This is a genomic window from Streptomyces angustmyceticus (assembly GCF_019933235.1).
GTDB lineage: Bacteria > Actinomycetota > Actinomycetes > Streptomycetales > Streptomycetaceae > Streptomyces > Streptomyces angustmyceticus.
The window spans coordinates 5,909,334-5,930,824 of record NZ_CP082945.1; the positions used below are offsets into that span (position 1 = coordinate 5,909,334).

Below are 21,491 nucleotides of genomic sequence, written 5' to 3' on the forward strand. Positions count from 1 at the left end.
CAGCGGACCCCGCCCGCCGCAGGCGCCCCGGCGAGCGCACCGCGCCAGCGGGCGAAACACGGCGAGAAGAACCCACGGCGGGAAAGCCAAAAACGTGGGCTACGGCAACGCCAACATCCGCTCAAGAGCCATCTTCGCGAAGCTCTCGGTCTCGTCGTCGACCTGGATCCGGTTGACGACCTTCCCCGCGGCCAGCGACTCCAGGGCCCACACCAGGTGCGGGAGGTCGATGCGGTTCATCGTCGAGCAGAAGCAGACCGTCTTGTCGAGGAAGACGATCTCCTTGTCCTCCGCGGCGAAGCGGTTGGCCAGCCGGCGGACCAGGTTGAGTTCGGTGCCGATGGCCCACTTCGAGCCGCGCGGGGCGGCTTCCAGCGCCTTGATGATGTACTCCGTCGAGCCGACGTAGTCCGCCGCGGCCACGACCTCGTGCTTGCACTCGGGGTGGACCAGGACGTTGACGCCGGGGATGCGGGCGCGCACGTCGTTCACCGACTCCAGCGAGAAGCGGCCGTGCACCGAGCAGTGGCCGCGCCACAGGATCATCTTGGCGGCCCGCAGCTGTTCGGCGGTCAGGCCGCCGTTGGGCTTGTGCGGGTTGTAGACCACGCAGTCGTCCAGGGACAGGCCCATGTCGCGGACGGCGGTGTTGCGGCCGAGGTGCTGGTCGGGCAGGAAGAGCACCTTCTCGCCCTGCTCGAAGGCCCAGTCCAGCGCCCGCTTGGCGTTGGAGGAGGTGCAGATCGTGCCGCCGTGCTTGCCGGTGAAGGCCTTGATGTCGGCCGAGGAGTTCATGTACGAGACGGGGACGACCTGCTCGGCGACGCCGGCCTCGGTGAGCACGTCCCAGCATTCGGCGACCTGCTCGGCGGTGGCCATGTCGGCCATCGAGCAGCCGGCGGCCAGGTCGGGGAGGATGACCTGCTGGTCGTCGCCGGTGAGGATGTCGGCGGACTCCGCCATGAAGTGCACACCGCAGAAGACGATGTACTCGGCGTCCGGCCGGGCGGCGGCGTCCCGCGCGAGCTTGAAGGAGTCGCCGGTCACGTCGGCGAACTCGATGACCTCGTCGCGCTGGTAGTGGTGCCCCAGGACGAAGACCTTGTCCCCGAGCGCCGCCTTGGCCGCGCGGGCCCGCTCGACGAGGTCGGGGTCCGACGGTGCCGGCAGGTCGCCGGGGCACTCCACACCGCGCTCGCTCTTCGGGTCGGCCTCGCGGCCGAGGAGGAGCAGCGCCAGCGGGGTCGGCTGGACGTCCAGGGGCTGGGCGGTGGTCACAACACGCACCCTCTCTTTTCTTCGATGAGCGCGGCGCAGCCGCATCAGGGGAGCCGGTGCACGCACCGGGAACCTTTTCGTCTATATGACGCTATCTATCATAGCTGCTTCACGTCACTTTGACGATGGCCATTGTGTCGATGTGACGCATCAGCACCCGTGGTCCCGGCCGTGTGCGGTCGGCCACGTGTTCTCGGCGCCCGATGTGCGAGCATGAGGAGAGAACAAGGCGAGAGGCCCGCCCGGACGGTGTCCGGAAACCGGCTTCTCGGCAATTCGCGCCCAGCCGGAATTAATCCGGGACGTCGCCGGTTGCAGCTGGTTGCATCCGATGACAAGCGGTCCGTACAACCCGGGAGAGATGTAGATGAGCGTTCAGGACGAGACCACCGTCAGCGACGGCATCATCCTGTCCGACGCGGCCGCGTCGAAGGTCAAGAGCCTGCTGGAGCAGGAAGGCCGGGACGACCTCGCGCTGCGGGTGGCCGTTCAGCCCGGCGGCTGCTCCGGACTGCGCTACCAGCTCTTCTTCGACGAGCGTTCGCTCGACGGCGATGTCGTCAAGGACTTCGACGGTGTCAAGGTCGTCACCGACCGGATGAGCGCCCCCTACCTGGGCGGTGCCTCCATCGACTTCGTCGACACCATCGAGAAGCAGGGCTTCACGATCGACAACCCGAACGCCACCGGCTCCTGCGCCTGCGGCGACTCCTTCAGCTGAGGGACACGGGCAGCACGCACGAAGGCGGCGCCCCCCGAGTGGGGGAGCGCCGCCTTCCGTGTTCCCGTCTTCCGGCCGGCCGCCTCGGCGGGCCGGCGCCGCGGGAGGCCCCGCGGCGTCCGCTCACCGCTTCGGCACGGCGTCACCGGTCGACACGTCGACCACCTTCCGGCCGTCCAGCGGCTTCTCCAGCGTGACGGTCTTGGTGAACTCCTTGGCGATCTTCACGCAGACCTGGCCCGGCTTCTTGTCCTTGCCGGTGACCTTGGTCTTCACGGTGCTGCCGGACTCCTCGGCGCTCACCGAGTAGACACTGCACACGCCGCCCCAGAAGTGCACCGTCAGCTTCTTGCCGCCGTCGCCCACGTCGTACGACTCCAGGGCCATCGCCCCGGGCTTCCCCGAGGGCTTCCCGGACGGCTTCTGCGGGCTCTGCGACGCGCCGTCGCCGTCCCGGTGGGCCAGGTACTTCGGGTTCACCGCGGGGTGCGCGACCGTCGAGGTGCCGTCCGGGCCGCTGCCGGCGCCCGGCTCGCGCACCCTGTACAGCCACGACGGCACCAGCGCCTGCCCGCCGTCCACGTACTGCACCGAGAGCCCGAAGACCGCGCCGGTCACCTCGCTCGGCGGCTGCGCCTTCGTCGGCGCCGGCTCGCACGGGGCTATCCCGCCGCCCTTGCCCTTGCCGTCCTTGCCGTCCTTGGCGCCGGGCAGCGAGGGGCAGTCGGCCGGCTTGTGGTCGCCGACCGAGTTCAGCCGGTCCAGCGTCCCGTCGGCACCCAGCACCGGATAGTCCGCGCCCTTGACCGGGTTCGCCAACTGGCCGCTGCCGCCGACCACCTGGCCGTCCGAGCCGACCTGCAGATCGCTCTGCCAGCCGTACGTCGGCAGCCCGCCGAGCACCGGATTCGCGCTGACGATCCGCACCGCGCCGGACAGCCCGCCCGCGTCCAGCCGGGCGTTCTCCTGGCCGAGCGCCTTCAGCACCGGCCGCACCGCCCGCTCGGCCTTCGCCGGTGACACCGCGCCCTTGCTGTCGTCCTCGGTCGTGACGTCCCCGCCGCCGCGGTACGACGGACAGCCGGGCCGGCCCGACGGCGCCGCGCCGTCGGCGTGGTCCTGGCCCTTGCCGCCCTTGGGTGAGGCGGGCAGCGCGCAGTTCGTGCCGCCCGGGGTGCCGTACTGCGAGTACGTCCAGGCGCCCGAGCCGGACTTCTTGACCTCCAGGACGGGGCCGCGGGCGTCCCGCGTCTGGCCGCCGACCTTCCAGGAGGTGCCCTCCGAGCGCACCTTCCCGGACACGTCCAGCGCCTTCGCCAGCCGCTCCACGGTCTCCTGGCCGATCTGCCCCTTGGGGCGGTACACCGGCGCGGACGCCGGGCCGCCGGGCAGCTTCTTCACCGCGCGGTACTTCGCACCCTGCGGATTGGGCTCACCGGCCGCGATCGACCCGCCGCCGGTGTAGCCGTCGAGCGCCAGCGGCGGCGGATCGCCCTTGGCGGGGGAGCCGCCGTCGCCGGACGCGGAAGAGACCCAGTAGGCGCCGCCCCCGGCGAGAAGCACCGCCGCGGCCATCGAGGCGACCACCACAGGGGTGCGCCGCCCGCGCTCCTTGGGGTTCGGGGTGTCGGTCGTGTCCTCGGTGTTCACCGCATCGCTCCTTCGGCTCCGCTGAACATCTGACGTGCCATCCTCCGTGAGGTGACGCCGATGAGACGGACCGGGGGTGCATACGGTTCCGGCCGGGCGGCCGGTCAGTCGCCGTACTCGGACATTCCGTCCACGAGCGCGGCCGAGCGGGAGGGGACCTCGATGCCGTGCAGATCGGCGGCGCGCCCCGCCGGGGGTGCCGGGCGCCGCCCGGCCCGGAAGCGGCCGGCCATCCGCGCGCAGTCGCCGCGCAGCTCGTCGAGCGATTCGGGGTCCTGCGCGGTGGGTGAGGGGCTCTTGCGTGATGTGACGGCTTTCACAGGCTTGGTCATAGGGGCACCGTACGCAGCCAGATAGTGACGAGAAAGACCTACTATTGGGTAGTTTCAGCCTATCCAAGTGTCCGGGATGACCGGGTGGCGCGCGACCCCGACGGGTAGCGTTGCTACACGTCCGCCCGCCCCTACGCCTTCCGCAGGAGCAGACCCGTCGTGCGTATCGCAGTCACCGGCTCCATCGCCACCGACCACCTGATGACCTTCCCCGGCCGCTTCGCCGATCAGCTGGTCGCCGACCAGCTGCATACGGTCTCCCTTTCCTTCCTGGTCGACCAGCTCGACGTCCGGCGCGGCGGTGTCGCCGCCAACATCTGCTTCGGCATGGGCCAGCTCGGCACCTCGCCGATCCTGGTCGGTGCCGCCGGCAACGACTTCGAGGAGTACCGCGCCTGGCTCGACCGCCACGGCGTCGACACCCGCTCCGTCCGCATCTCCGAGGTGCTGCACACCGCGCGCTTCGTGTGCACCACCGACGCCGACCACAACCAGATCGGCTCCTTCTACACCGGCGCGATGAGCGAGGCCCGGCTGATCGAGCTGCAGCACGTGGCCGAGCGGGTCGGCGGCCTGGACCTCGTCGTGATCGGCGCGGACGACCCCGAGGCGATGATCCGGCACACCGAGGAGTGCCGGACCCGCGGCATCCCCTTCGGCGCCGACTTCTCCCAGCAGATCGCCCGGATGGACGGCGACGCCATCCGCACCCTCCTGGAGGGCGCCGCCTACCTCTTCTCCAACGAGTACGAGAAGGGCCTGATCGAGTCCAAGACCGGCTGGACCGACGCGGAGATCCTCGCCAAGGTCGGCACCCGCGTCACCACCCTCGGGGCCAACGGCGTCCGCATCGAGCGGGTCGGCGAGCCGGCCATCGAGGTCGGTGTCCCGGAGGAGAACGCCAAGGCCGACCCGACCGGCGTCGGCGACGCCTTCCGCGCCGGCTTCCTGTCCGGCCTGGCCTGGGGCGTCGGCCTGGAGCGCGCCGCGCAGATCGGCTGCATGCTGGCGACGCTGGTCATCGAGACCGTCGGCACCCAGGAGTACGAGCTGCAGCGCAGCCACTTCATGGACCGCTTCACCAAGGCGTACGGCCACGAGGCCGCGGCCGAGGTCCAGCAGCACCTGGCCTGACCGGCCCGGTCTCAGGCGCGGCGCCGCACGACGTACGCGGCGCCGCGCTCGGCCGCCCGCTCGCCCGCGTACTCCTGGTCGCGCATGGCGCACCAGGCGGGGATGTCCTGCCGGGCGGCCTCGTCGTCGGAGAGCACCGTCACCGTCCCGCCGACCGGCACCTCGCCGATCGCCTTCGCCAGCTCGATGACCGGGATCGGGCAGCGCTTGCCCAGCGAGTCGACGACCAGACCGGGGGCCTCGGCATTCTCGGAGGCGGCCCCGGAGGCTTCGGCGGACCCGGACCCGGACCCGGACCCGGCCTCGGGGGACCTGGCGGCCCCGGCCCCCGCCACAGGAACGCCCAGCCGCGCCCGTACCGCGTGCACCACCCGCGGCAGCACCTCCAGGAAGCGGTCCACCTCCGCCTCCGCCGTGCCGTACGGCAGCGAGACCCGCACGTTCCCCTCGGACAGCACGCCCATCGCGCGCAGCACATGGCTCGGCGTCAGGGTGCCGGACGTGCACGACGACCCGGACGACACCGAGAAGCCCGCCCGGTCCAGCTCGTGCAGCAGCGCCTCCCCGTCGACATAGAGACAGGAGAAGGTGACGAGATGGGGCAGGCGGCGCACCGGATCGCCGACGACCTCGACGTCCGCCACCAGCCGGGGCACCCGTGCCCGGATCCGGTCGACCAGCCCCCGCAGCCGCTCCGCCTCCGCCCCGGTCCCCGGGTCCGCCCGCAGCGCGCGCAGCGCCGCCGCGGCGGCCACGACGGCCGGGATGTTCTCGAAGCCCGCGCTGCGGCCCGACTCCCGCTCGTCCCGCGGCCCCTGGGGCGCGAACCGGGTGCCCTTGCGCACGGCGAGCAGGCCCACGCCGGGCGGGCCGCCCCACTTGTGGGCGCTCGCGGTCACCAGCGACCAGGCGCCGGGCACCGGGCCCCACGGCAGCGACTGCGCGGCGTCCACCAGGAGGGGGACCCCGGCCTCCCGGCAGAGCGCGGCCACCTCCTCGACCGGTTGTTCGGTTCCCACCTCGTGATTGGCGGACTGGAGGCAGGCCAGCGCGGTGTCCGGGGTGAGCGCCGCGGCGACGTCACCGGCCGCCACCCGGCCCGTACGGTCCACGGCCAGCTCCACGCGGCTGCCGCCGGCCGCCTCGTGGGCCTCGGCGGCATGCAGGACGGAGGAGTGCTCCACGGCGGAGTGCAGCAGCCGCCGGCCGGCCCGCCGGCGGCCCGCCAGCGCGCCGGAGACTCCCGCGTGCACCGCCTGCGTCCCCGAAGGGGTGAAAACCACTTCGTCCGGGCGGCAGCCCACGGCCTCGGCCGCGGTCTCCCGCGCGGCGTCCAGCAGCATCCGGGCGCGCCGTCCCTCCCGGTAGAGGCGGGCCGGGTCGGCCCACCCCTCGTCGAGGGCGGCGAGCAGGGCCTCGCGGGCGACGGGGTGCAGGGGGGCGGCGGACGCCGTGTCGAAATAGGCCACGTACGAGACGGTAGTACCCCGGCCCGCGCCGCGGGGGGTCCCCAGGTCCCGCCCCGCGCGGGGCGGAGGGCTCCCCGCGCCGGGCCGGCCGGCGGGCGCCCGCCGGGGGCGGCGCGGGAGCGGTCCCGGGCGCGGCGTCAGATGCCTGGTGGAAGCGGGTATTCGGGGGTTATCCGGGGGTTCGGCGGGGGTCTCCCGGGGGCCGTGGCCACCCCTTAGGGGTGCGTCGCGGCGCGTTGGGCACCCTCCCCGCGCGACCCCAAATAGCGTCCAGTAGGGTTTGGTCCGCATAAACATCCAAACCCCTGCCCGACGCAGGGCGGCGACCGACCAGCGAGTAAGGCCGCAGCCGACCGCGCGGGCGAGACTCTCGGGAAGGCGCTACGTGAGTCCCAACGGCTCCGACCGCTCGTCGCGGCGCCCGATGCGGCGGAAGCTGCCGCAGGTGCTTGCTGCGGGCCTGGTCCTGGCGACCGCTACTGGTTGCACATATAAGGACTTCCCCCGCCTCGGCATGCCGACGCCCGTCACCGACGAGGCGCCGCGGATCCTCTCTCTTTGGCAGGGCTCCTGGGCCGCCGCCCTCGCAACGGGCGTGCTGGTCTGGGGCCTGATCATCTGGAGCGTGATCTTCCACCGCCGCACCAGGACCAAGGTGGAGGTCCCCGCACAGACGCGGTACAACATGCCGATCGAGGCGTTGTACACGATCGTCCCCTTCATCATCATCGCGGTGCTGTTCTACTTCACCGCGCGCGATGAGAGCGCGCTCCTCAAGACCTCCAAGAAGCCGGACCACGTCGTGAACGTGGTCGGCTTCCAGTGGAGCTGGGCGTTCAACTACCTGGAGAACGTGGACGGCGACAAGTCGACCTCGGCCATCAACTCCAGCGCGCTCTCCGGGATCCCGGACAAGTGGAAGAAGACCGCGCCGGCCGGTGCCGACGGTGTCTACGACACGGGCACCCCGGGCGAGCGCAACCCGCAGACCGGTAACCCCGGTCCGACCCTGTGGCTGCCGAAGGGCGAGACGGTTCAGTTCGTGCTGACCTCTCGTGACGTCATCCACTCCTTCTGGGTGGTGCCGTTCCTGATGAAGCAGGACGTCATCCCGGGCCACACCAACGTCTTCGAGGTGACCCCCAACAAGGAGGGCACCTTCATGGGCAAGTGCGCCGAGCTCTGCGGCGTCGACCACTCCCGGATGCTCTTCAACGTCAAGGTCGTCTCCCCCGAGCGGTACCGGGAGCACCTGAAGGACCTGGCGAAGAAGGGCCAGACCGGATACCTGCCGTCGGGCATCAAGCAGACGGATCACGCCAGGAATGCGGAGACCAAGAACCAGTGAGCATCCTCAACGAACCTCAGGGTGCCGCCGCCGAATCGGCTCCGGCAGCACCGCCTGTACGCAAGAAGCAACCCGGCATCGCCGCCGTGAAGTGGCTCACCACCACTGACCACAAGACCATCGGCACGATGTACCTGGTCACGTCGTTCGCGTTCTTCTGCGTCGGCGGACTGATGGCGCTGCTGATGCGCGCCGAGCTCGCCCGTCCCGGCACGCAGATCATGTCGAACGAGCAGTTCAACCAGGCGTTCACGATGCACGGCACGATCATGCTGCTGATGTTCGCGACGCCGCTGTTCGCCGGTTTCGCGAACTGGATCATGCCGCTGCAGATCGGCGCGCCCGACGTGGCGTTCCCGCGGCTGAACATGTTCGCCTACTGGCTGTACCTCTTCGGCTCGCTGATCGCGGTGGCCGGCTTCCTCACCCCGCAGGGTGCGGCGGACTTCGGCTGGTTCGCGTACTCGCCGCTCTCGGACGCGGTGCGTTCGCCGGGCGTCGGCGCGGACATGTGGATCATGGGTCTGGCCTTCTCCGGTTTCGGTACGATCCTGGGTTCGGTCAACTTCATCACGACGATCATCTGCATGCGGGCGCCCGGCATGACGATGTTCCGGATGCCGATTTTCACGTGGAACGTGCTGCTGACCGGTGTGCTGGTGCTGCTGGCGTTCCCGGTGCTGGCGGCGGCGCTGTTCGCGCTGGAGGCGGACCGTAAGTTCGGGGCGCATGTCTTCGACGCGGCCAATGGCGGGGCGTTGCTGTGGCAGCACCTGTTCTGGTTCTTCGGGCATCCCGAGGTGTACATCATCGCGTTGCCGTTCTTCGGGATCATTTCCGAGGTCATTCCGGTGTTCTCGCGGAAGCCGATGTTCGGTTACATCGGTCTGATCGCGGCGACGATTTCGATCGCGGGTCTGTCGGTCACGGTGTGGGCGCACCACATGTATGTGACGGGCGGTGTGCTGTTGCCGTTCTTCTCGTTCATGACGTTCCTGATCGCGGTGCCGACCGGTGTGAAGTTCTTCAACTGGATCGGCACGATGTGGAAGGGCTCGCTGTCCTTCGAGACGCCGATGCTGTGGACGATCGGGTTCCTGATCACCTTCACGTTCGGTGGTCTGACCGGTGTGATCCTGGCGTCGCCGCCGATGGACTTCCACGTGTCGGACTCGTACTTCGTGGTGGCGCACTTCCACTACGTGGTGTTCGGTACGGTCGTGTTCGCGATGTTCGCGGGCTTCCACTTCTGGTGGCCGAAGTTCACCGGCAAGATGCTGGACGAGCGGCTCGGCAAGATCACGTTCTGGACGCTGTTCGTGGGCTTCCACGGCACCTTCCTCGTCCAGCACTGGCTCGGCGCCGAGGGCATGCCGCGGCGTTACGCGGACTACCTCGCGGCCGACGGCTACACGACGCTGAACACCATCTCGACGATCAGCTCGTTCCTGCTGGGCCTGTCGATCCTGCCGTTCCTCTACAACGTCTGGAAGACGGCGAAGTACGGCGAGAAGGTCGAGGTCGACGACCCGTGGGGTTACGGCCGCTCGCTGGAGTGGGCGACGTCCTGCCCGCCGCCGCGGCACAACTTCCTCACCCTGCCGCGCATTCGCTCCGAATCCCCGGCGTTCGACCTGCACCACCCGGAGATCGCAGCCCTCGACGCGCTGCACAACGGCCGCGCCTCCGAGGACGACAAGGCCCTCGCCGGCGGCAAGGAGGCGGGCAAGTGAAGATCCAGGGCAAGATGTTCATCTGGCTCTCCGTCTTCGTCCTCGCCATGGCGATCGTCTATGGCGTCTGGTCGAAGGAGCCCGCGGGTACCACCGCGCTCTTCCTCGCCTTCGGCCTGTGCATCATGGTCGGCTACTACCTGGCCTTCACGGCCCGGCGGGTCGACGCGGGCGCACAGGACAACGAGAACGCCGAGGTCTCGGACGACGCCGGTGAGCTGGGCTTCTTCAGCCCGCACAGCTGGCAGCCGCTGTCCCTGGCCGTCGGTGGCGCGCTCGCCTTCCTGGGCGTGGTCTTCGGCTGGTGGCTGATGTACTTCTCGGCACCGGTGATCCTCGTCGGCCTGTTCGGCTGGGTCTTCGAGTACTACCGCGGCGAGAACCGCACGCAGTAACCACGGCGCACGGCCGTGGAGCGGGCCCGGACACCTCAACAGGTGTCCGGGCCCGCCTCGTTTGGCCGCCGGAGGCAGACCCGTTTGCACTCCTCCAGCGCGCTGGGACAGGTGATTCTTCATATTTTTGGGGCATGAGTCACAGACCTCGAACCCGGACGGTGCTGAGCTGCGGCCTCCTGCTCGTGCCCCTTGCGGTGAGCGCCACCGCGTGCGGGGGCTCGGATTCGGATGCGCTCTCCGCCAATCCCTACGACGCGGCCGACCAGATCTCGGCCAACATGCCCCAAGGCGGCAAGCAGGCGGATCCCGACAAGCCGCTGGAAGTCTCCGTCAAGGGCGACGACGCGCGGATCACCGACGTGACCGCCACCGACGGCACCGGCCGCTTCGTACGCGGCGAGCTGAGCGCCGACGGCAGGCACTGGCGCACCACGGTGCCCCTGGCCGCCGGCAGCCGCTACACGGTGCGGGTGAGCACCGAGGAGGGGGACGGCTCACCGGGCCGCAAGACCCTCTCGGTCAACACCCGCGGCGTCGACGGCCAGTTGACCGCCACCTTCGGCCCGAAGGAGGGCGAGTACGGCGTCGGCCAGCCGGTCACCGCCGAGCTGAGCCAGCCGATCAAGGACCCGAAGGCCAGGGCCGTCGTCGAGAGCGCCCTGAAGGTGGACTCCATGCCCCGGGTCCAGGGCTCCTGGCACTGGGTGGACGACAAGAAGCTGCACTTCCGCCCCAAGGAGTACTGGCCCGCGCACGCCACCGTCTCGGTGCACAGCAACCTGGCCGGACTGAAGGTCGCCAAGGGGCTCTACGGAGGCGCGTCCAAGCCCGTGAAGCTCACCACCGGCGACCGGGTGGAGGCCATCACCGACGCGGCGGCGCACCACATGACGGTGCTGCGCAACGGCGAGTCGATCAACACCATCCCCGTGACCACCGGCAAGCCCGGTTTCTCCACCCGCAACGGCATCAAGGTCGTCCTCGGCAAGGAGAGCTTCGTGCGGATGCGCAGCTCCACCGTCGGCATCGCCGCCGGGAGCTCGGACTCCTACGACCTGCCGGTCCACTGGGCCACCCGGGTGACCTGGAGCGGCGAGTACGTGCACGCCGCCCCCTGGTCCGTCGGGTCCCAGGGCGCGGCGAACGTCAGCCACGGCTGCACGGGCATGTCCATGAGCAACGCCCAGTGGTTCTTCAACACCGTGCGGGTCGGCGACATCGTCAGGGTCGTCAACAGCGGCGGCGAGACCATGACGCCCTTCGACAACGGCTTCGGCGACTGGAACCTGTCCTGGGCCCAGTGGCGCGACGGCAGCGCCCTGAAGGACAAGTCCGCCACCACGGGAGCCGCCGACCGCTCCCAGGACCCCGCCGCCGACGCCCGGCTGCGCCCGAAGTTCTGAGCGCCGCGGGCGGGGCCCCTCAGGCCTGTACGAGGTTCCTGCGGCGCAGCAGGCCGGCCAGGGCGTCGGCGAAGGCGACCGGGTCCAGCGGATGCGTCACCGCGGCGTCCGCACGGCTCCAGGTCGCCAGCCAGGCGTCCTGGGGGCGGCCGATCAGCAGCAGCACCGGCGGGCACTGGAAGATCTCGTCCTTGATCTGCCGGCAGACGCCCATGCCGCCCGCGGGCGCGGTCTCGCCGTCCAGCACGCAGACGTCGATGCCGCCCTGCTCCAGGGCCGTGAGGACGGCGGGCGCGGTGGCGCACTCCAGGATCTCGATCTGCGGGGCATCGGCGGCGGGGCGCCGTCCGGCCGCCAGCCGGACCTGCTCGCGGGTGTGGGCGTTGTCGCTGTAGACCAGCACCGTGGCAGTCGCCTGCATCGTTCCTCCACGCTTCGTAGCGGCACAGCATCGGGTGAGGCGGATGCTACTCCCGCGACGGGGGCCCACAGGAGGGGTTGAGCGGATCCGGGATCGTCCCGACGGGCCGTCAGAAGGGGCTCCGGCGGGGCCGGCGGACACCGGGGGCGCCCGGCGCTTCCCCCCTTCGGGCGACTGCCGAAATTGGGCCGTACGAGCAGGGCATACGTCCTTGACACACCGAACGGCACCCCCCGGAGTGAGGGCGGGATAAGCGACCGACATAATGTCGGTCGTGGCGACAGCAACGACAGTAGAAACCGGGCACGCGCACCCGTCGGTCAATCGGCCGAACCTCACCAGCGTCGGAACCATCATCTGGCTGAGTTCCGAGCTGATGTTCTTCGCGGCCCTCTTCGCGATGTACTTCACCCTTCGTTCGGTGACCGGATCCGAGTATTGGAAGGAATCCGCCAGTGCGCTGAATCTTCCGTTCTCCGCGACCAACACCACGATCCTGGTGCTCAGCTCCCTGACCTGCCAGCTCGGCGTGTTCGCCGCCGAGCGCGGCGACGTCAAGAAGCTCCGGGCCTGGTTCGTGGTCACCTTCATCATGGGTGCGATCTTCATCGGCGGTCAGGTCTTCGAGTACACGGAGCTGGTCAAGCACGAGGGCCTGTCGCTCTCGTCCGGCCCGTACGGCTCGGTGTTCTACCTGACCACCGGCTTCCACGGACTGCACGTGACGGGCGGCCTGATCGCCTTCCTGCTGGTCCTGGGCAGGACGTACGCGGCCAAGAGGTTCACCCACACGCAGGCCACCGCGGCCATCGTCGTGTCCTACTACTGGCACTTCGTCGATGTCGTCTGGATCGGCCTCTTCGCCACGATCTACCTGATCCGGTAACCGGTTCGACCGGTACCGCATATCAGACAGACATAGCCAAAGCATCGACGCAGAAGATCCTGACACCGGGGTAATCCGTGAAAAAGCTCTCCGCACGACGGCGCCATCCGCTGGCGGCGCTCGTCGTCCTACTCTTCGCGCTGGCGGTCACTGGGGGGCTGTACGCCGCGTTCGCGCCGGCGGACAAGGCTCAGGCCGATGACACCGCCCAGTCTCTTGCCGTCAAGGAGGGCAAGAAGCTCTTCGCCGTGGGCTGCGCCAGCTGCCACGGCACCGGCGGTCAGGGCACCTCCGACGGCCCGAGCCTGGTCGGCGTGGGCGCCGCAGCCGTGGACTTCCAGGTGGGCACCGGCCGTATGCCGGCCCAGCAGCCCGGCGCCCAGGTGCCGCGGAAGAAGAACATCTACACCAACGCCCAGATCGACCAGCTCGCGGCCTACGTCGCGTCGCTGGGCCCCGGCCCGAGCGTCCCGGCCAAGGAGCAGTACAGCTCCGACGGTGCCGACATCGGCAAGGGCGGCGAGCTGTTCCGCACCAACTGCGCGCAGTGCCACAACTTCACCGGTAAGGGCGGCGCCCTGACCAACGGCAAGTTCGCACCGACGCTCGAGGGTGTGGACCCCAAGCACATCTACGAGGCCATGGAGACCGGCCCGCAGAACATGCCCTCCTTCGGCGACGGCTCGCTGTCGAAGGAGAACAAGAAGGACATCATCGCGTACCTCGGCGCCGTCAACGGCGATGAATCCGAGAGCCCCGGAGGCCTCGACCTCGGCGGTCTGGGCCCGGTCAGCGAGGGTCTCTTCGGCTACATCTTCGGCCTGGGCGCGCTGATCGTGGTCGCCATCTGGGTCGCAGCCCGGACTACGAAGGCCAAGAAGTCATGAGCGAGACTGGACGACACGAAGACGTGCCAGAAGAAACCCTTCCCACTGAGCGGGAGACGGCGCACGAAGGTGCGGTGGCGACGGCGGAGAACCCGTTCGCCGACCCGGGCCTGCCGCCCCACGAGCACCGCGCCCAGGACATCGACGAGCGGGCCGCCCGGCACTCCGAGCGCACCGTGGCGATGCTCTTCGTCGTGTCGATGGTGGCCACGGTCGCCTTCATCGCCTCGTACGTGGCGATCCCGATCGACAAGATCGTCTACATCTGGCCGATCGGTCACATCAGCGCGCTGAACTTCGCGCTCGGTCTGACCCTCGGCGCGGCGCTCTTCTGCATCGGCGCCGGCGCGGTCCACTGGGCCCGCACGCTGATGTCGGACGAGGAGGTCGCCGACGAGCGCCACCCGATCGAGGCCGCCCCCGAGGTCAAGGCCAAGGTCATGGCGGACTTCGCGGCGGGCGCCAAGGAGTCGCAGGTCGGCCGCCGCAAGCTGATCCGCAACACGATGTTCGGCGCGCTGGCCCTGGTGCCGCTCTCCGGCGTCGTGCTGCTGCGCGACCTCGGCCCGCTGCCCGGGACCAAGCTGCGCACCACGAACTGGAAGAAGGGCGTCCGGCTCGTCAACCAGTCCACCAACCTCCCGCTGCGTCCCGAGGACATCGCGGTCGGCTCCCTGACGTTCGCCAAGCCCGAGGGCCTGGAGGAGGACGACGAGGAGTTCGCGGAGAAGATCGCCAAGGACGCCCTGATGCTCGTGCGGATCCAGCCGCAGGACATCAAGGACAAGCACGAACTCTCCTGGTCGCACGAGGGCATCGTGGCGTACTCGAAGATCTGCACCCACGTGGGTTGCCCGATCAGCCTGTACGAGCAGCAGACCCACCACGTGCTCTGCCCCTGCCACCAGTCGACGTTCGACCTCTCTGACGGCGGTCGGGTGATCTTCGGTCCTGCCGGACACGCCCTGCCGCAGCTGCACATCACGGAGAAGGACGGCTTCCTGGAGGCCGCGAGCGGCTTCGGGGAGCCCGTCGGCCCGAGCTTCTGGGAGCGCGGATGAGTAACGAGACAACCGCGACCACCACACGCCGTGGCCCGGCGCCGCGGGGCGAGCGGATCGCGGACTGGGCGGACGGCCGGCTGGGCATCTACAGCCTCGCCAAGTCCAACATGCGCAAGATCTTCCCGGACCACTGGTCCTTCATGCTGGGCGAGGTCGCGCTCTACAGCTTCATCATCATCATCCTGACCGGTGTCTACCTGACGCTGTTCTTCCACCCCAGCATGGCCGAGGTGACCTACCACGGTTCCTATGTGCCCATGCAGGGGATCCGGATGACGCAGGCCTTCGAGTCGACGCTGGACATCAGCTTCGACGTCCGCGGCGGCCTGCTCATCCGCCAGATCCACCACTGGGCCGCGCTGGTCTTCCTGGCCGCGATGATGGTCCACATGATGCGGGTGTTCTTCACCGGCGCCTTCCGCAAGCCGCGCGAGGTCAACTGGCTGTTCGGCTTCCTGCTGTTCGTGCTGGGCATGTTCACCGGCTTCACCGGCTACTCGCTCCCCGACGACCTGCTCTCCGGCACCGGTGTGCGGTTCATCGAGGGCGTCATCCTGGCGATGCCGCTGGTCGGCTCGTACCTGCAGTTCTTCATCTTCGGCGGGGAGTTCCCGGGACACGACATCATCCCGCGGTTCTTCACGGTGCACGTCCTGCTGCTGCCGGGCATCATGCTCGGCCTGCTGGTGGCGCACCTGATCCTGGTCTTCTACCACAAGCACACCCAGTTCCCGGGTGCCGGCAAGACCAACAACAACGTCGTGGGCATGCCGCTGCTGCCGGTCTACATGGCCAAGGCCGGAGGCTTCTTCTTCCTGGTCTTCGGTGTGATCGCCGCGATCGCCGCGATCGCCAGCATCAACCCGGTGTGGGCCATCGGCCCGTACCGCCCCGACCAGGTGTCCACCGGCGCCCAGCCCGACTGGTACATGGGCTTCGCCGAGGGTCTGGTGCGTGTCATGCCGGGCTGGGAGTGGAACTTCTGGGGCCACACCGTCAACTTCGGCGTGCTGATCCCGATCCTGGTCTTCCCGCTGGTCCTGGTCGCGATCGCGGTCTACCCGTTCGTCGAGTCCTGGGTCCGCGGCGACAAGCGCGAGCACCACATCCTGGACCGCCCGCGCAACGTCCCGACCCGTACCGGCTTCGGCGTCGCCTGGCTGATCGCGTACTTCGTGATGCTGATCGGTGGCGGCAACGACCTGTGGGCCACGCACTTCCACCTGTCGATCAACTCGATCACCTGGTTCGTCCGGATCGCGTTCTTCGTCGGGCCGGTGCTGGGCTTCATCGCCACCAAGCGGATCTGCCTGGGTCTGCAGCGGCGCGACAAGGACAAGGTGCTGCACGGCCGCGAGTCCGGCATCATCAAGCGCCTGCCGCACGGTGAGTTCATCGAGGTCCACGAGCCGCTCGACCAGGAGCAGCTGCACGTGCTCACCCAGCACGAGCAGCCCGCCCCGATCGAGCTCGGCCCGGAGGTCGACGAGAACGGTGTGGCACGCAAGGTGTCGCGCTCGCAGAAGCTGCGCGCCAAGCTCTCCAAGAGCTACTACGGCGAGGACAACGTCATCGCCAAGCCCACGGTCGAGGAGTACAAGGAGATCACCAGCGGCCACGGCCACCACTGATCACCTCGGCGCCTCGTAGCGCACCGTAGGAGTACGCCACCCAAAGGGCCCTGTCCGCTGAGCGGACGGGGCCCTTCGGCCTGCCCGGCGGCTCGATAGGGTGAACGCACAAGCAGGAGACAAATCAGGAGTGTGGACCATGAACGTTGCGACCCCCCTCGGCGGCGACAGCGTGGCGGCCCACACCTGGCCCGGCGTCCTCAACGCCCTGCTCGACGGCCGGGACCTCGCCGCGGAGGACACCGCGTGGGCGATGGACCGGATCATGCGGGGCGAGGCCAGCGACGCCCAGATCGCCGGCTTCGCGGTGGCACTGCGGGCCAAGGGCGAGACCGTCGCCGAGATCTCCGGGCTCGTCCGGACCATGTACGAGCACGCCCGGCTGATCGAGGTTCCGGGACCGACCGTGGACATCGTCGGCACCGGCGGCGACGGCGCCAAGACCGTCAACATCTCCACGATGTCCTCGATCGTGGTGGCCGGCACCGGCGCCCGGGTCGTCAAGCACGGCAACCGCGCGGCGTCCTCGGCCAGCGGCGCCTCCGACGTCCTGGAGAAGCTCGGCGTCAACCTCGACCTCACCCCCCGGCGGGTCACCGAGGTCGCCCAGGAGGCGGGCATCACCTTCTGCTTCGCGGTGAAGTTCCACCCCTCGCTGCGGCACGTCGCCAACGCCCGCGCCCAGCTCGGCATCCGCACCACGTTCAACGTGCTGGGCCCACTGACCAACCCCGCCAAGGTCCGCGCCCAGGCCACCGGCGTCGCGGACGCGCGGATGGCACCGATCCTGGCCGGGGTGCTCGCCGAGCGCGGCTCGTCGGCGCTGGTCTTCCGCGGCGACGACGGCCTCGACGAGCTGACCACCACCGCGACCTCCCGGGTCTGGATCGTCCGGGACGGCACGGTGCGCGAGGAGTCCTTCGACCCTCGGGACGTGGGGATCCCCCTGGTGCCGGTGGAGGCGCTGCGCGGCGCGGACGCCTCGTACAACGCGGAGGTGGCCCGCCGGCTGCTGGACGGGGAGACCGGCCCGGTGCGTGACGCGGTGCTGCTGAACTCCGCGGCGGCGCTGGTCGCGCTGGAACCCGCCGACGCCCCGCTGGCCCAGCAGATCAGGGCCGGCATCGACCGGGCCGCCACGGCCATCGACTCCGGAGCGGCCCGCCAGGCCCTGGAACGCTGGGTGACCGCCAGCAACACCTGAGCGCGCGGTCACGCAGCGTGTGACGCAAGCCCCGTTCCGCCATCCGGACCGGGGCTTGCGCGATGTTGCCCTTGTGGCATGATTCTGCGCAGGTCACGAGTGACAGCGACGCAGGCCCCGGCCCGCTGTCCGGCAACCCTCCTTCCGTGGCGGGGTGCCCCGGGTGATGACCAGGCCGTAGGCAGCGAGGTCTGCGGCAAGCGCGGATCCCTCGCCAGGGATCCTGGTCCTCGAGGGAGAACTTCCGTGAATCAGCGAATGCGATAGGGCTCGACGGCCCCTTTTCCGCATCCCCTTTTTCTCTCCGCTGCGGCGCCCTGCCCGTGCGCCCCCGCGCACCCGACGCGCTCCGCCCCGCAGCGAATTCACTTGCCTCTTACGGGAGTTCGCCATGTCTGTTTCCGCCGTTGCCGCCGACCGCTCCGTCTGTGCCCCGCTGCCCGTCCTCGGCCGGGACGTCCTCGTCCCGCTGGTGACCGGCGGCGAGGTCGACTACGCCGCGCTGGACTACGCCGCCAGCGCCCCCGCGCTGCAGCGGGTCTGGGACGACGTGGCGGCCTACGCCCCGTACTACGGCAGCGTGCACCGCGGCGCCGGGTACCTCTCGCAGCTCTCCACCGACCTCTTCGAGAACAGCCGCCGCACCATCGAGAAGTTCCTCGGCTGCGGCACCGAGGACCAGGTGGTCTTCACCCGCTCGACCACCGACTCCCTCAACCTGCTCGCCTCCGTCCTCCCGCAGGACACCCGGGTGTTCGTCTTCGAGACCGAGCACCACGCCTCCCTGCTGCCGTGGGAGCAGCGCGCGGACACCACCGTGACCTACCTCGACGCGCCCCGCACCCCGCGGCAGGCGGTCGACACCCTGGAGAAGGCACTGGCCGAGCGCGACCCCTACGGGCCGGCGCTGGTCTGTGTGACCGGTGCGTCCAACGTCACCGGTGAACTGTGGCCGGTGCGGGAGCTGGCGGCCGCCGCGCACGCGCACGGCGCGCGGATCGTGCTGGACGCGGCCCAGCTCGTCCCGCACCACCCCGTGGACATCGCCGAACTGGACGTCGACTGGGTCGCCTTCTCCGGCCACAAGCTGTACGCGCCGTTCGGCGCCGGCGTGCTGGCCGGCCGCGCGGACTGGCTGCAGGCCGCCGACCCCTACCTGGCCGGCGGCGGCGCCAGCCGCAAGGTCTCCCGGCGCACGGACGGGGGCGTCGACGTCGAGTGGCACACCACCGCCGCCCGGCACGAGGCCGGTTCGCCCAACGTCATCGGCGCCTACGCCATCGCCTCCGCCTGCCAGGCCCTGACCGAGGCCGGCTTCGACGACCTGGTCGCCCGCGAACAGGACCTCATCGCCCGCCTCCGCGCCGGCCTGGCCGAGGTGCCCGAGGTCAACGTGCTCTCCCTCTTCGGCGACGACGCGGCACGCGTCGGCGTCCTCTCCTTCGTCGTCGAGGGCTGGAACAGCTCGCACTTCGCCGCCGCCCTGTCGGCCGAGTACGGCATCGGCGTCCGCGACGGCCTCTTCTGCGCCCACCCCCTCGTCCGCACCCTCCTCGGCAGCGCCCCCCAGGACCCCGGCGAGTGCGGCGCCCCCGACGCGGCCCCTGGCGAGAGCTCCCTCAACGCCATCCGCGTCAGCGTGGGCGTCGGCACGCCGGACGAGCATGTCGACCGCTTCGTCCACGCCGTCAAGGAACTGGTCACGAACGGCGCCCGCTGGAACTACCACACGGAGGACGGCCGTTGCGTGCCCGCGCGAAGCGCGGTGTGAATCCCACGTTTTTGTCTTTCCCGCCGTGGGGGTTGCTCGTCGTTTGCCGCCCGCTTCGCGGTGCGCCCGCCGTTGCGCCTGCGGCGGGCGGGGTCCGCTGCGCGGGGCTGTGGGTGCGGTGACGGGCCTGCGGGGCGGGTGTGTGGGACTGCTTCGCTTTACGTCCCACACACCCGCCCCTCCGGCCCGTCCCCTCCCGTGAGGGAGTAAGTGAAGGGGGGTGGGGTGGGGGCGGGGGTGGTAGTAGCTGTGCGGCCGCTACAGGTCGCGCCGGTGCCAGGTGCCGGGCTTGCCGCCGAGGTCGGTGGGGGCGGCCGGGCCGACCGGAGTGAAACCGGCCTTGGCGAGGACCCTCTGGGACGCGGCATTGTCGTGGGAGGTGGCCGCCCGCAGTGTGCGCAGCCCGTGCCGCGTGGCTGCCAGCCGGCACAGCTCCCGGACGGCAGTGGTCGCCACGCCGCGGCCGGCAACACGCTGCGCGACCCGGTAGCCGAGTTCAGCGGTGCCGTCCTCGAAGTCGTACAGGTTGAACCGGCCCAGCACCGCGCCGTCCTCGGCGACGAGCACGTAGAAGGCACTGATGCCGGCCTCTTGCTCGGCCAGCAAGGCGCTGTACCGGTCGGCGAACCGGTCGAAGAACGCGTCACCGCGGTCGGAGACCGAGGCGGCGAAGTAGGCGCGGTTCGCCAGCTCGAAGGCCAGTACCGCGGGCGCACAGCCGGCACACAGCCGCTTCAACTCGGACACGGCCCGACAGTACCCAGATGCCCCGCCGAGGCCACCCGACTTTCCCGCCCTGGCACTCCCCGATCCGCAGCCTGACTACCAGACGCACTCCCACCGGTCTTTTCCCCCACCCTCAACGGGAGGGGACGGGCCGGAGCGGGTGGGGTGCCGGACGTAAAGCAAAGCAGTCCGGCACCCCACCCGCGGAGGCCCGGCACCGGCACCCGAAACGCCCCGCGCAGCGGCAACGCCCGCCGCAGGCGCAACGCCGGGCGCACCGCGCAGCGGGCGGAACACGGCGGGAAGAACCCACGGCGGGAAAGCCGAAAACGTGGGAAAAAGCTTGGGCTACGCGTCGAGCCCAATCGCAAAGGCCGCCTCAAGGTCATGCTGCGAATACGTGCGGAACGCGATATGCGTCTCGGTGGAGGCGACTCCGGGGACCTTGCTGATGCGGCCGGGGATGACGTCGGCGAGGTCGTCGTGGGCGGCGACCCGCACCATCGCGATCAGGTCGTGGGCGCCGGTGACCGAGTAGACCTCGCTGACGCCTTCCAGCGCGGCGATCTTCTCGGCGATCTCCGGGATCTGGTCCACGTTGGTCTTGATGAGCACGATCGACGTGATCACGGCTGGCTCTCTCCCTCGGTCGCCCGGTCATCTCCCCTGGTGGCCCCCACACTATCCCTCCCGTAGCGGGCCCAGGCGTAGAGGAAGCCGAGGGTGAAGCCGACGACGTGGGCGAGGTAGGCGACGCCGGGGCCGCGGGGGTCGTCCTGGGCGGCCTGCCACTGCAGGACGAACCAGAACAGCAGGACGATCCAGGCGGGGAAGCGCAGCGGGAGGAAGAAGAGGAACGGGAAGACGCTGGTGACGCGGGCCGTGGGGAAGAGGAAGAGGAAGGCTCCCAGTACGCCGGAGATCGAGCCGGAGGCGCCCACCAGGGTCTGGCCCGAGGCGGCGTGGGCGGCCGCGTAGCCGAGCAGCGCGAGGTAGCCGATGATGAGGTAGAAGGCGGCGAACGGCAGCCTGCCCATGCGTGCCTCGGTCATTCCGCCGAAGACGTAGAGGAACAGCACGTTGCCGAGCAGGTGCAGCCAGCTGCCGTGCACGAACAACGCGGTGAGCGGGGTGATGAGCGCCCGTGCCGAACCGCTCCACAGCTCCAGCGGGATCACCCCCCACCGCTCGACATAGGCGGTCTGGGCCTTCAGCAGGGCGTCGCCGGTGCCGTATATCCGGTTCAGGCCGGAGGCGGGGCCGATCACGAAGACCGCACAGCACAGGCCGATCAGCACATTCGTCATCCGCGAGAACACCGCGGCCAGTGACCGGGTGGGGTGCGGAGGGCGGGGGAGGAGACCGGACGAGCGGGGAGAGCGGGGTGAGGGGGCCGGCACCGTCATGAGGTGATCATTGCCCAATGGGGGCATTC

Annotated in this window: 20 protein-coding genes and 1 riboswitch; of the genes, 12 read left to right on the forward strand and 8 right to left on the reverse strand. The window is 69.9% G+C overall.

The features are described 5' to 3' along the window. Nucleotides 1-99: 99 nt before the first annotated feature. The gene (gene nadA / locus K7396_RS26390) at nt 100-1,287 is read right to left on the reverse strand and encodes a quinolinate synthase NadA (RefSeq protein WP_086717021.1); all 1,188 of its coding nucleotides are present in this window, start codon (nt 1,285-1,287) and stop codon (nt 100-102) included. Between the two features lie 358 nt (nt 1,288-1,645). Between nadA and erpA the strand changes: the two genes are divergently transcribed. Next, complete coding sequence (gene erpA, locus K7396_RS26395; RefSeq protein WP_006606077.1) at nt 1,646-1,999, forward strand: iron-sulfur cluster insertion protein ErpA; 354 nt, start codon at nt 1,646-1,648, stop codon at nt 1,997-1,999. Between the two features lie 123 nt (nt 2,000-2,122). On the opposite strand, the gene K7396_RS26400 is transcribed toward erpA, so the two are convergent. Beyond that, nucleotides 2,123-3,649: a hypothetical protein gene (locus K7396_RS26400; protein WP_086717022.1), complete on the reverse strand. Its 1,527-nt coding sequence runs from the start codon at nt 3,647-3,649 to the stop codon at nt 2,123-2,125. 104 nt (nt 3,650-3,753) lie between these two features. Beyond that, nucleotides 3,754-3,981 carry a hypothetical protein gene (locus tag K7396_RS26405; RefSeq protein ID WP_086717023.1) on the reverse strand — a complete coding sequence of 76 codons (228 nt, stop codon included), beginning with the start codon at nt 3,979-3,981 and terminating at the stop codon, nt 3,754-3,756. 159 nt (nt 3,982-4,140) lie between these two features. Between K7396_RS26405 and K7396_RS26410 the strand changes: the two genes are divergently transcribed. Continuing rightward, entirely contained in the window at nt 4,141-5,115 is a 975-nt protein-coding gene (locus K7396_RS26410; protein ID WP_086717024.1) for a carbohydrate kinase family protein, read from the forward strand. An 11-nt stretch (nt 5,116-5,126) separates the two neighbouring features. Here K7396_RS26410 and K7396_RS26415 read toward each other — a convergent pair whose 3' ends face one another. Beyond that, nucleotides 5,127-6,584 carry a cysteine desulfurase/sulfurtransferase TusA family protein gene (locus K7396_RS26415; RefSeq protein WP_086717025.1) on the reverse strand — a complete coding sequence of 486 codons (1,458 nt, stop codon included), beginning with the start codon at nt 6,582-6,584 and terminating at the stop codon, nt 5,127-5,129. Between the two features lie 385 nt (nt 6,585-6,969). Between K7396_RS26415 and ctaC the strand changes: the two genes are divergently transcribed. From ctaC to K7396_RS26435, 4 genes are all read left to right on the forward strand, one after another. Beyond that, the gene (ctaC, locus tag K7396_RS26420; RefSeq protein WP_174887025.1) at nt 6,970-7,932 is read left to right on the forward strand and encodes an aa3-type cytochrome oxidase subunit II; all 963 of its coding nucleotides are present in this window, start codon (nt 6,970-6,972) and stop codon (nt 7,930-7,932) included. After that, nucleotides 7,929-9,665, forward strand: coding sequence for an aa3-type cytochrome oxidase subunit I (ctaD, locus tag K7396_RS26425; protein ID WP_223660213.1), 1,737 nt, complete (start codon nt 7,929-7,931; stop codon nt 9,663-9,665). Before ctaC ends, ctaD begins: the two co-directional genes overlap by 4 nt. After that, nucleotides 9,662-10,060 carry a cytochrome c oxidase subunit 4 gene (locus tag K7396_RS26430; RefSeq protein WP_086717028.1) on the forward strand — a complete coding sequence of 133 codons (399 nt, stop codon included), beginning with the start codon at nt 9,662-9,664 and terminating at the stop codon, nt 10,058-10,060. The genes ctaD and K7396_RS26430 overlap by 4 nt, the downstream gene beginning before the upstream one ends. A 134-nt stretch (nt 10,061-10,194) precedes the next feature. Beyond that, nucleotides 10,195-11,466 carry a L,D-transpeptidase gene (locus K7396_RS26435; protein ID WP_174887046.1) on the forward strand — a complete coding sequence of 424 codons (1,272 nt, stop codon included), beginning with the start codon at nt 10,195-10,197 and terminating at the stop codon, nt 11,464-11,466. Nucleotides 11,467-11,485: 19 nt separating this feature from the next. On the opposite strand, the gene K7396_RS26440 is transcribed toward K7396_RS26435, so the two are convergent. Further along, nucleotides 11,486-11,887, reverse strand: a complete 402-nt coding sequence (locus K7396_RS26440; RefSeq protein WP_086717030.1) for a DNA-binding transcriptional response regulator — start codon at nt 11,885-11,887, stop codon at nt 11,486-11,488. A gap of 265 nt (nt 11,888-12,152) precedes the next feature. Between K7396_RS26440 and ctaE the strand changes: the two genes are divergently transcribed. The 6 genes from ctaE to K7396_RS26470 all read left to right on the forward strand — a co-directional run bounded on the left by ctaE (nt 12,153) and on the right by K7396_RS26470 (nt 19,330). Continuing rightward, a complete protein-coding gene (gene ctaE / locus K7396_RS26445; RefSeq protein WP_086717031.1) occupies nt 12,153-12,773 on the forward strand; it encodes an aa3-type cytochrome oxidase subunit III in 621 nt (206 codons plus the stop codon). A gap of 77 nt (nt 12,774-12,850) precedes the next feature. Continuing rightward, nucleotides 12,851-13,660 carry a cytochrome bc1 complex diheme cytochrome c subunit gene (gene qcrC / locus K7396_RS26450; RefSeq protein ID WP_086717032.1) on the forward strand — a complete coding sequence of 270 codons (810 nt, stop codon included), beginning with the start codon at nt 12,851-12,853 and terminating at the stop codon, nt 13,658-13,660. After that, the gene (qcrA, locus tag K7396_RS26455; RefSeq protein ID WP_086717033.1) at nt 13,657-14,721 is read left to right on the forward strand and encodes a cytochrome bc1 complex Rieske iron-sulfur subunit; all 1,065 of its coding nucleotides are present in this window, start codon (nt 13,657-13,659) and stop codon (nt 14,719-14,721) included. The genes qcrC and qcrA overlap by 4 nt, the downstream gene beginning before the upstream one ends. Next, nucleotides 14,718-16,355, forward strand: coding sequence for a cytochrome bc1 complex cytochrome b subunit (gene qcrB, locus K7396_RS26460; RefSeq protein WP_086717034.1), 1,638 nt, complete (start codon nt 14,718-14,720; stop codon nt 16,353-16,355). The genes qcrA and qcrB overlap by 4 nt, the downstream gene beginning before the upstream one ends. 139 nt (nt 16,356-16,494) lie before the next feature. Then, nucleotides 16,495-17,559, forward strand: coding sequence for an anthranilate phosphoribosyltransferase (trpD, locus tag K7396_RS26465; protein WP_086717035.1), 1,065 nt, complete (start codon nt 16,495-16,497; stop codon nt 17,557-17,559). Nucleotides 17,560-17,650: 91 nt separating this feature from the next. Continuing rightward, a riboswitch (SAM riboswitch) is annotated at nt 17,651-17,768 on the forward strand. A gap of 182 nt (nt 17,769-17,950) precedes the next feature. After that, nucleotides 17,951-19,330: an aminotransferase class V-fold PLP-dependent enzyme gene (locus K7396_RS26470; protein ID WP_152105287.1), complete on the forward strand. Its 1,380-nt coding sequence runs from the start codon at nt 17,951-17,953 to the stop codon at nt 19,328-19,330. Between the two features lie 258 nt (nt 19,331-19,588). Here the strand turns inward: K7396_RS26470 and K7396_RS26475 are convergent, their stop codons facing one another. From K7396_RS26475 to K7396_RS26485, 3 genes are all read right to left on the reverse strand, one after another. Continuing rightward, on the reverse strand, nt 19,589-20,077 hold the full coding sequence (locus tag K7396_RS26475; RefSeq protein ID WP_152105288.1) for a GNAT family N-acetyltransferase: 489 nt from the start codon (nt 20,075-20,077) through the stop codon (nt 19,589-19,591). Between the two features lie 327 nt (nt 20,078-20,404). Then, entirely contained in the window at nt 20,405-20,686 is a 282-nt protein-coding gene (locus K7396_RS26480) for an Lrp/AsnC family transcriptional regulator (protein WP_086716532.1), read from the reverse strand. Next, a complete protein-coding gene (locus K7396_RS26485; protein WP_086716534.1) occupies nt 20,683-21,363 on the reverse strand; it encodes a rhomboid family intramembrane serine protease in 681 nt (226 codons plus the stop codon). The genes K7396_RS26480 and K7396_RS26485 overlap by 4 nt, the downstream gene beginning before the upstream one ends. Nucleotides 21,364-21,491: the final 128 nt, after the last annotated feature.

What these genes read in the sequence shown, in the direction of transcription:
- erpA (WP_006606077.1), top strand. Translation starts at nt 1,646, where the DNA reads ATGAGCGTTCAGGACGAGACCACCGTCAGCGACGGCATCATCCTGTCC.
- K7396_RS26405 (WP_086717023.1), bottom strand. Translation starts at nt 3,981, where the DNA reads ATGACCAAGCCTGTGAAAGCCGTCACATCACGCAAGAGCCCCTCACCC.
- K7396_RS26435 (WP_174887046.1), top strand. Translation starts at nt 10,195, where the DNA reads ATGAGTCACAGACCTCGAACCCGGACGGTGCTGAGCTGCGGCCTCCTG.
- K7396_RS26440 (WP_086717030.1), bottom strand. Translation starts at nt 11,887, where the DNA reads ATGCAGGCGACTGCCACGGTGCTGGTCTACAGCGACAACGCCCACACC.
- ctaE (WP_086717031.1), top strand. Translation starts at nt 12,153, where the DNA reads ATGTCGGTCGTGGCGACAGCAACGACAGTAGAAACCGGGCACGCGCAC.
- qcrA (WP_086717033.1), top strand. Translation starts at nt 13,657, where the DNA reads ATGAGCGAGACTGGACGACACGAAGACGTGCCAGAAGAAACCCTTCCC.
- qcrB (WP_086717034.1), top strand. Translation starts at nt 14,718, where the DNA reads ATGAGTAACGAGACAACCGCGACCACCACACGCCGTGGCCCGGCGCCG.
- trpD (WP_086717035.1), top strand. Translation starts at nt 16,495, where the DNA reads ATGAACGTTGCGACCCCCCTCGGCGGCGACAGCGTGGCGGCCCACACC.
- K7396_RS26470 (WP_152105287.1), top strand. Translation starts at nt 17,951, where the DNA reads ATGTCTGTTTCCGCCGTTGCCGCCGACCGCTCCGTCTGTGCCCCGCTG.
- K7396_RS26485 (WP_086716534.1), bottom strand. Translation starts at nt 21,363, where the DNA reads ATGACGAATGTGCTGATCGGCCTGTGCTGTGCGGTCTTCGTGATCGGC.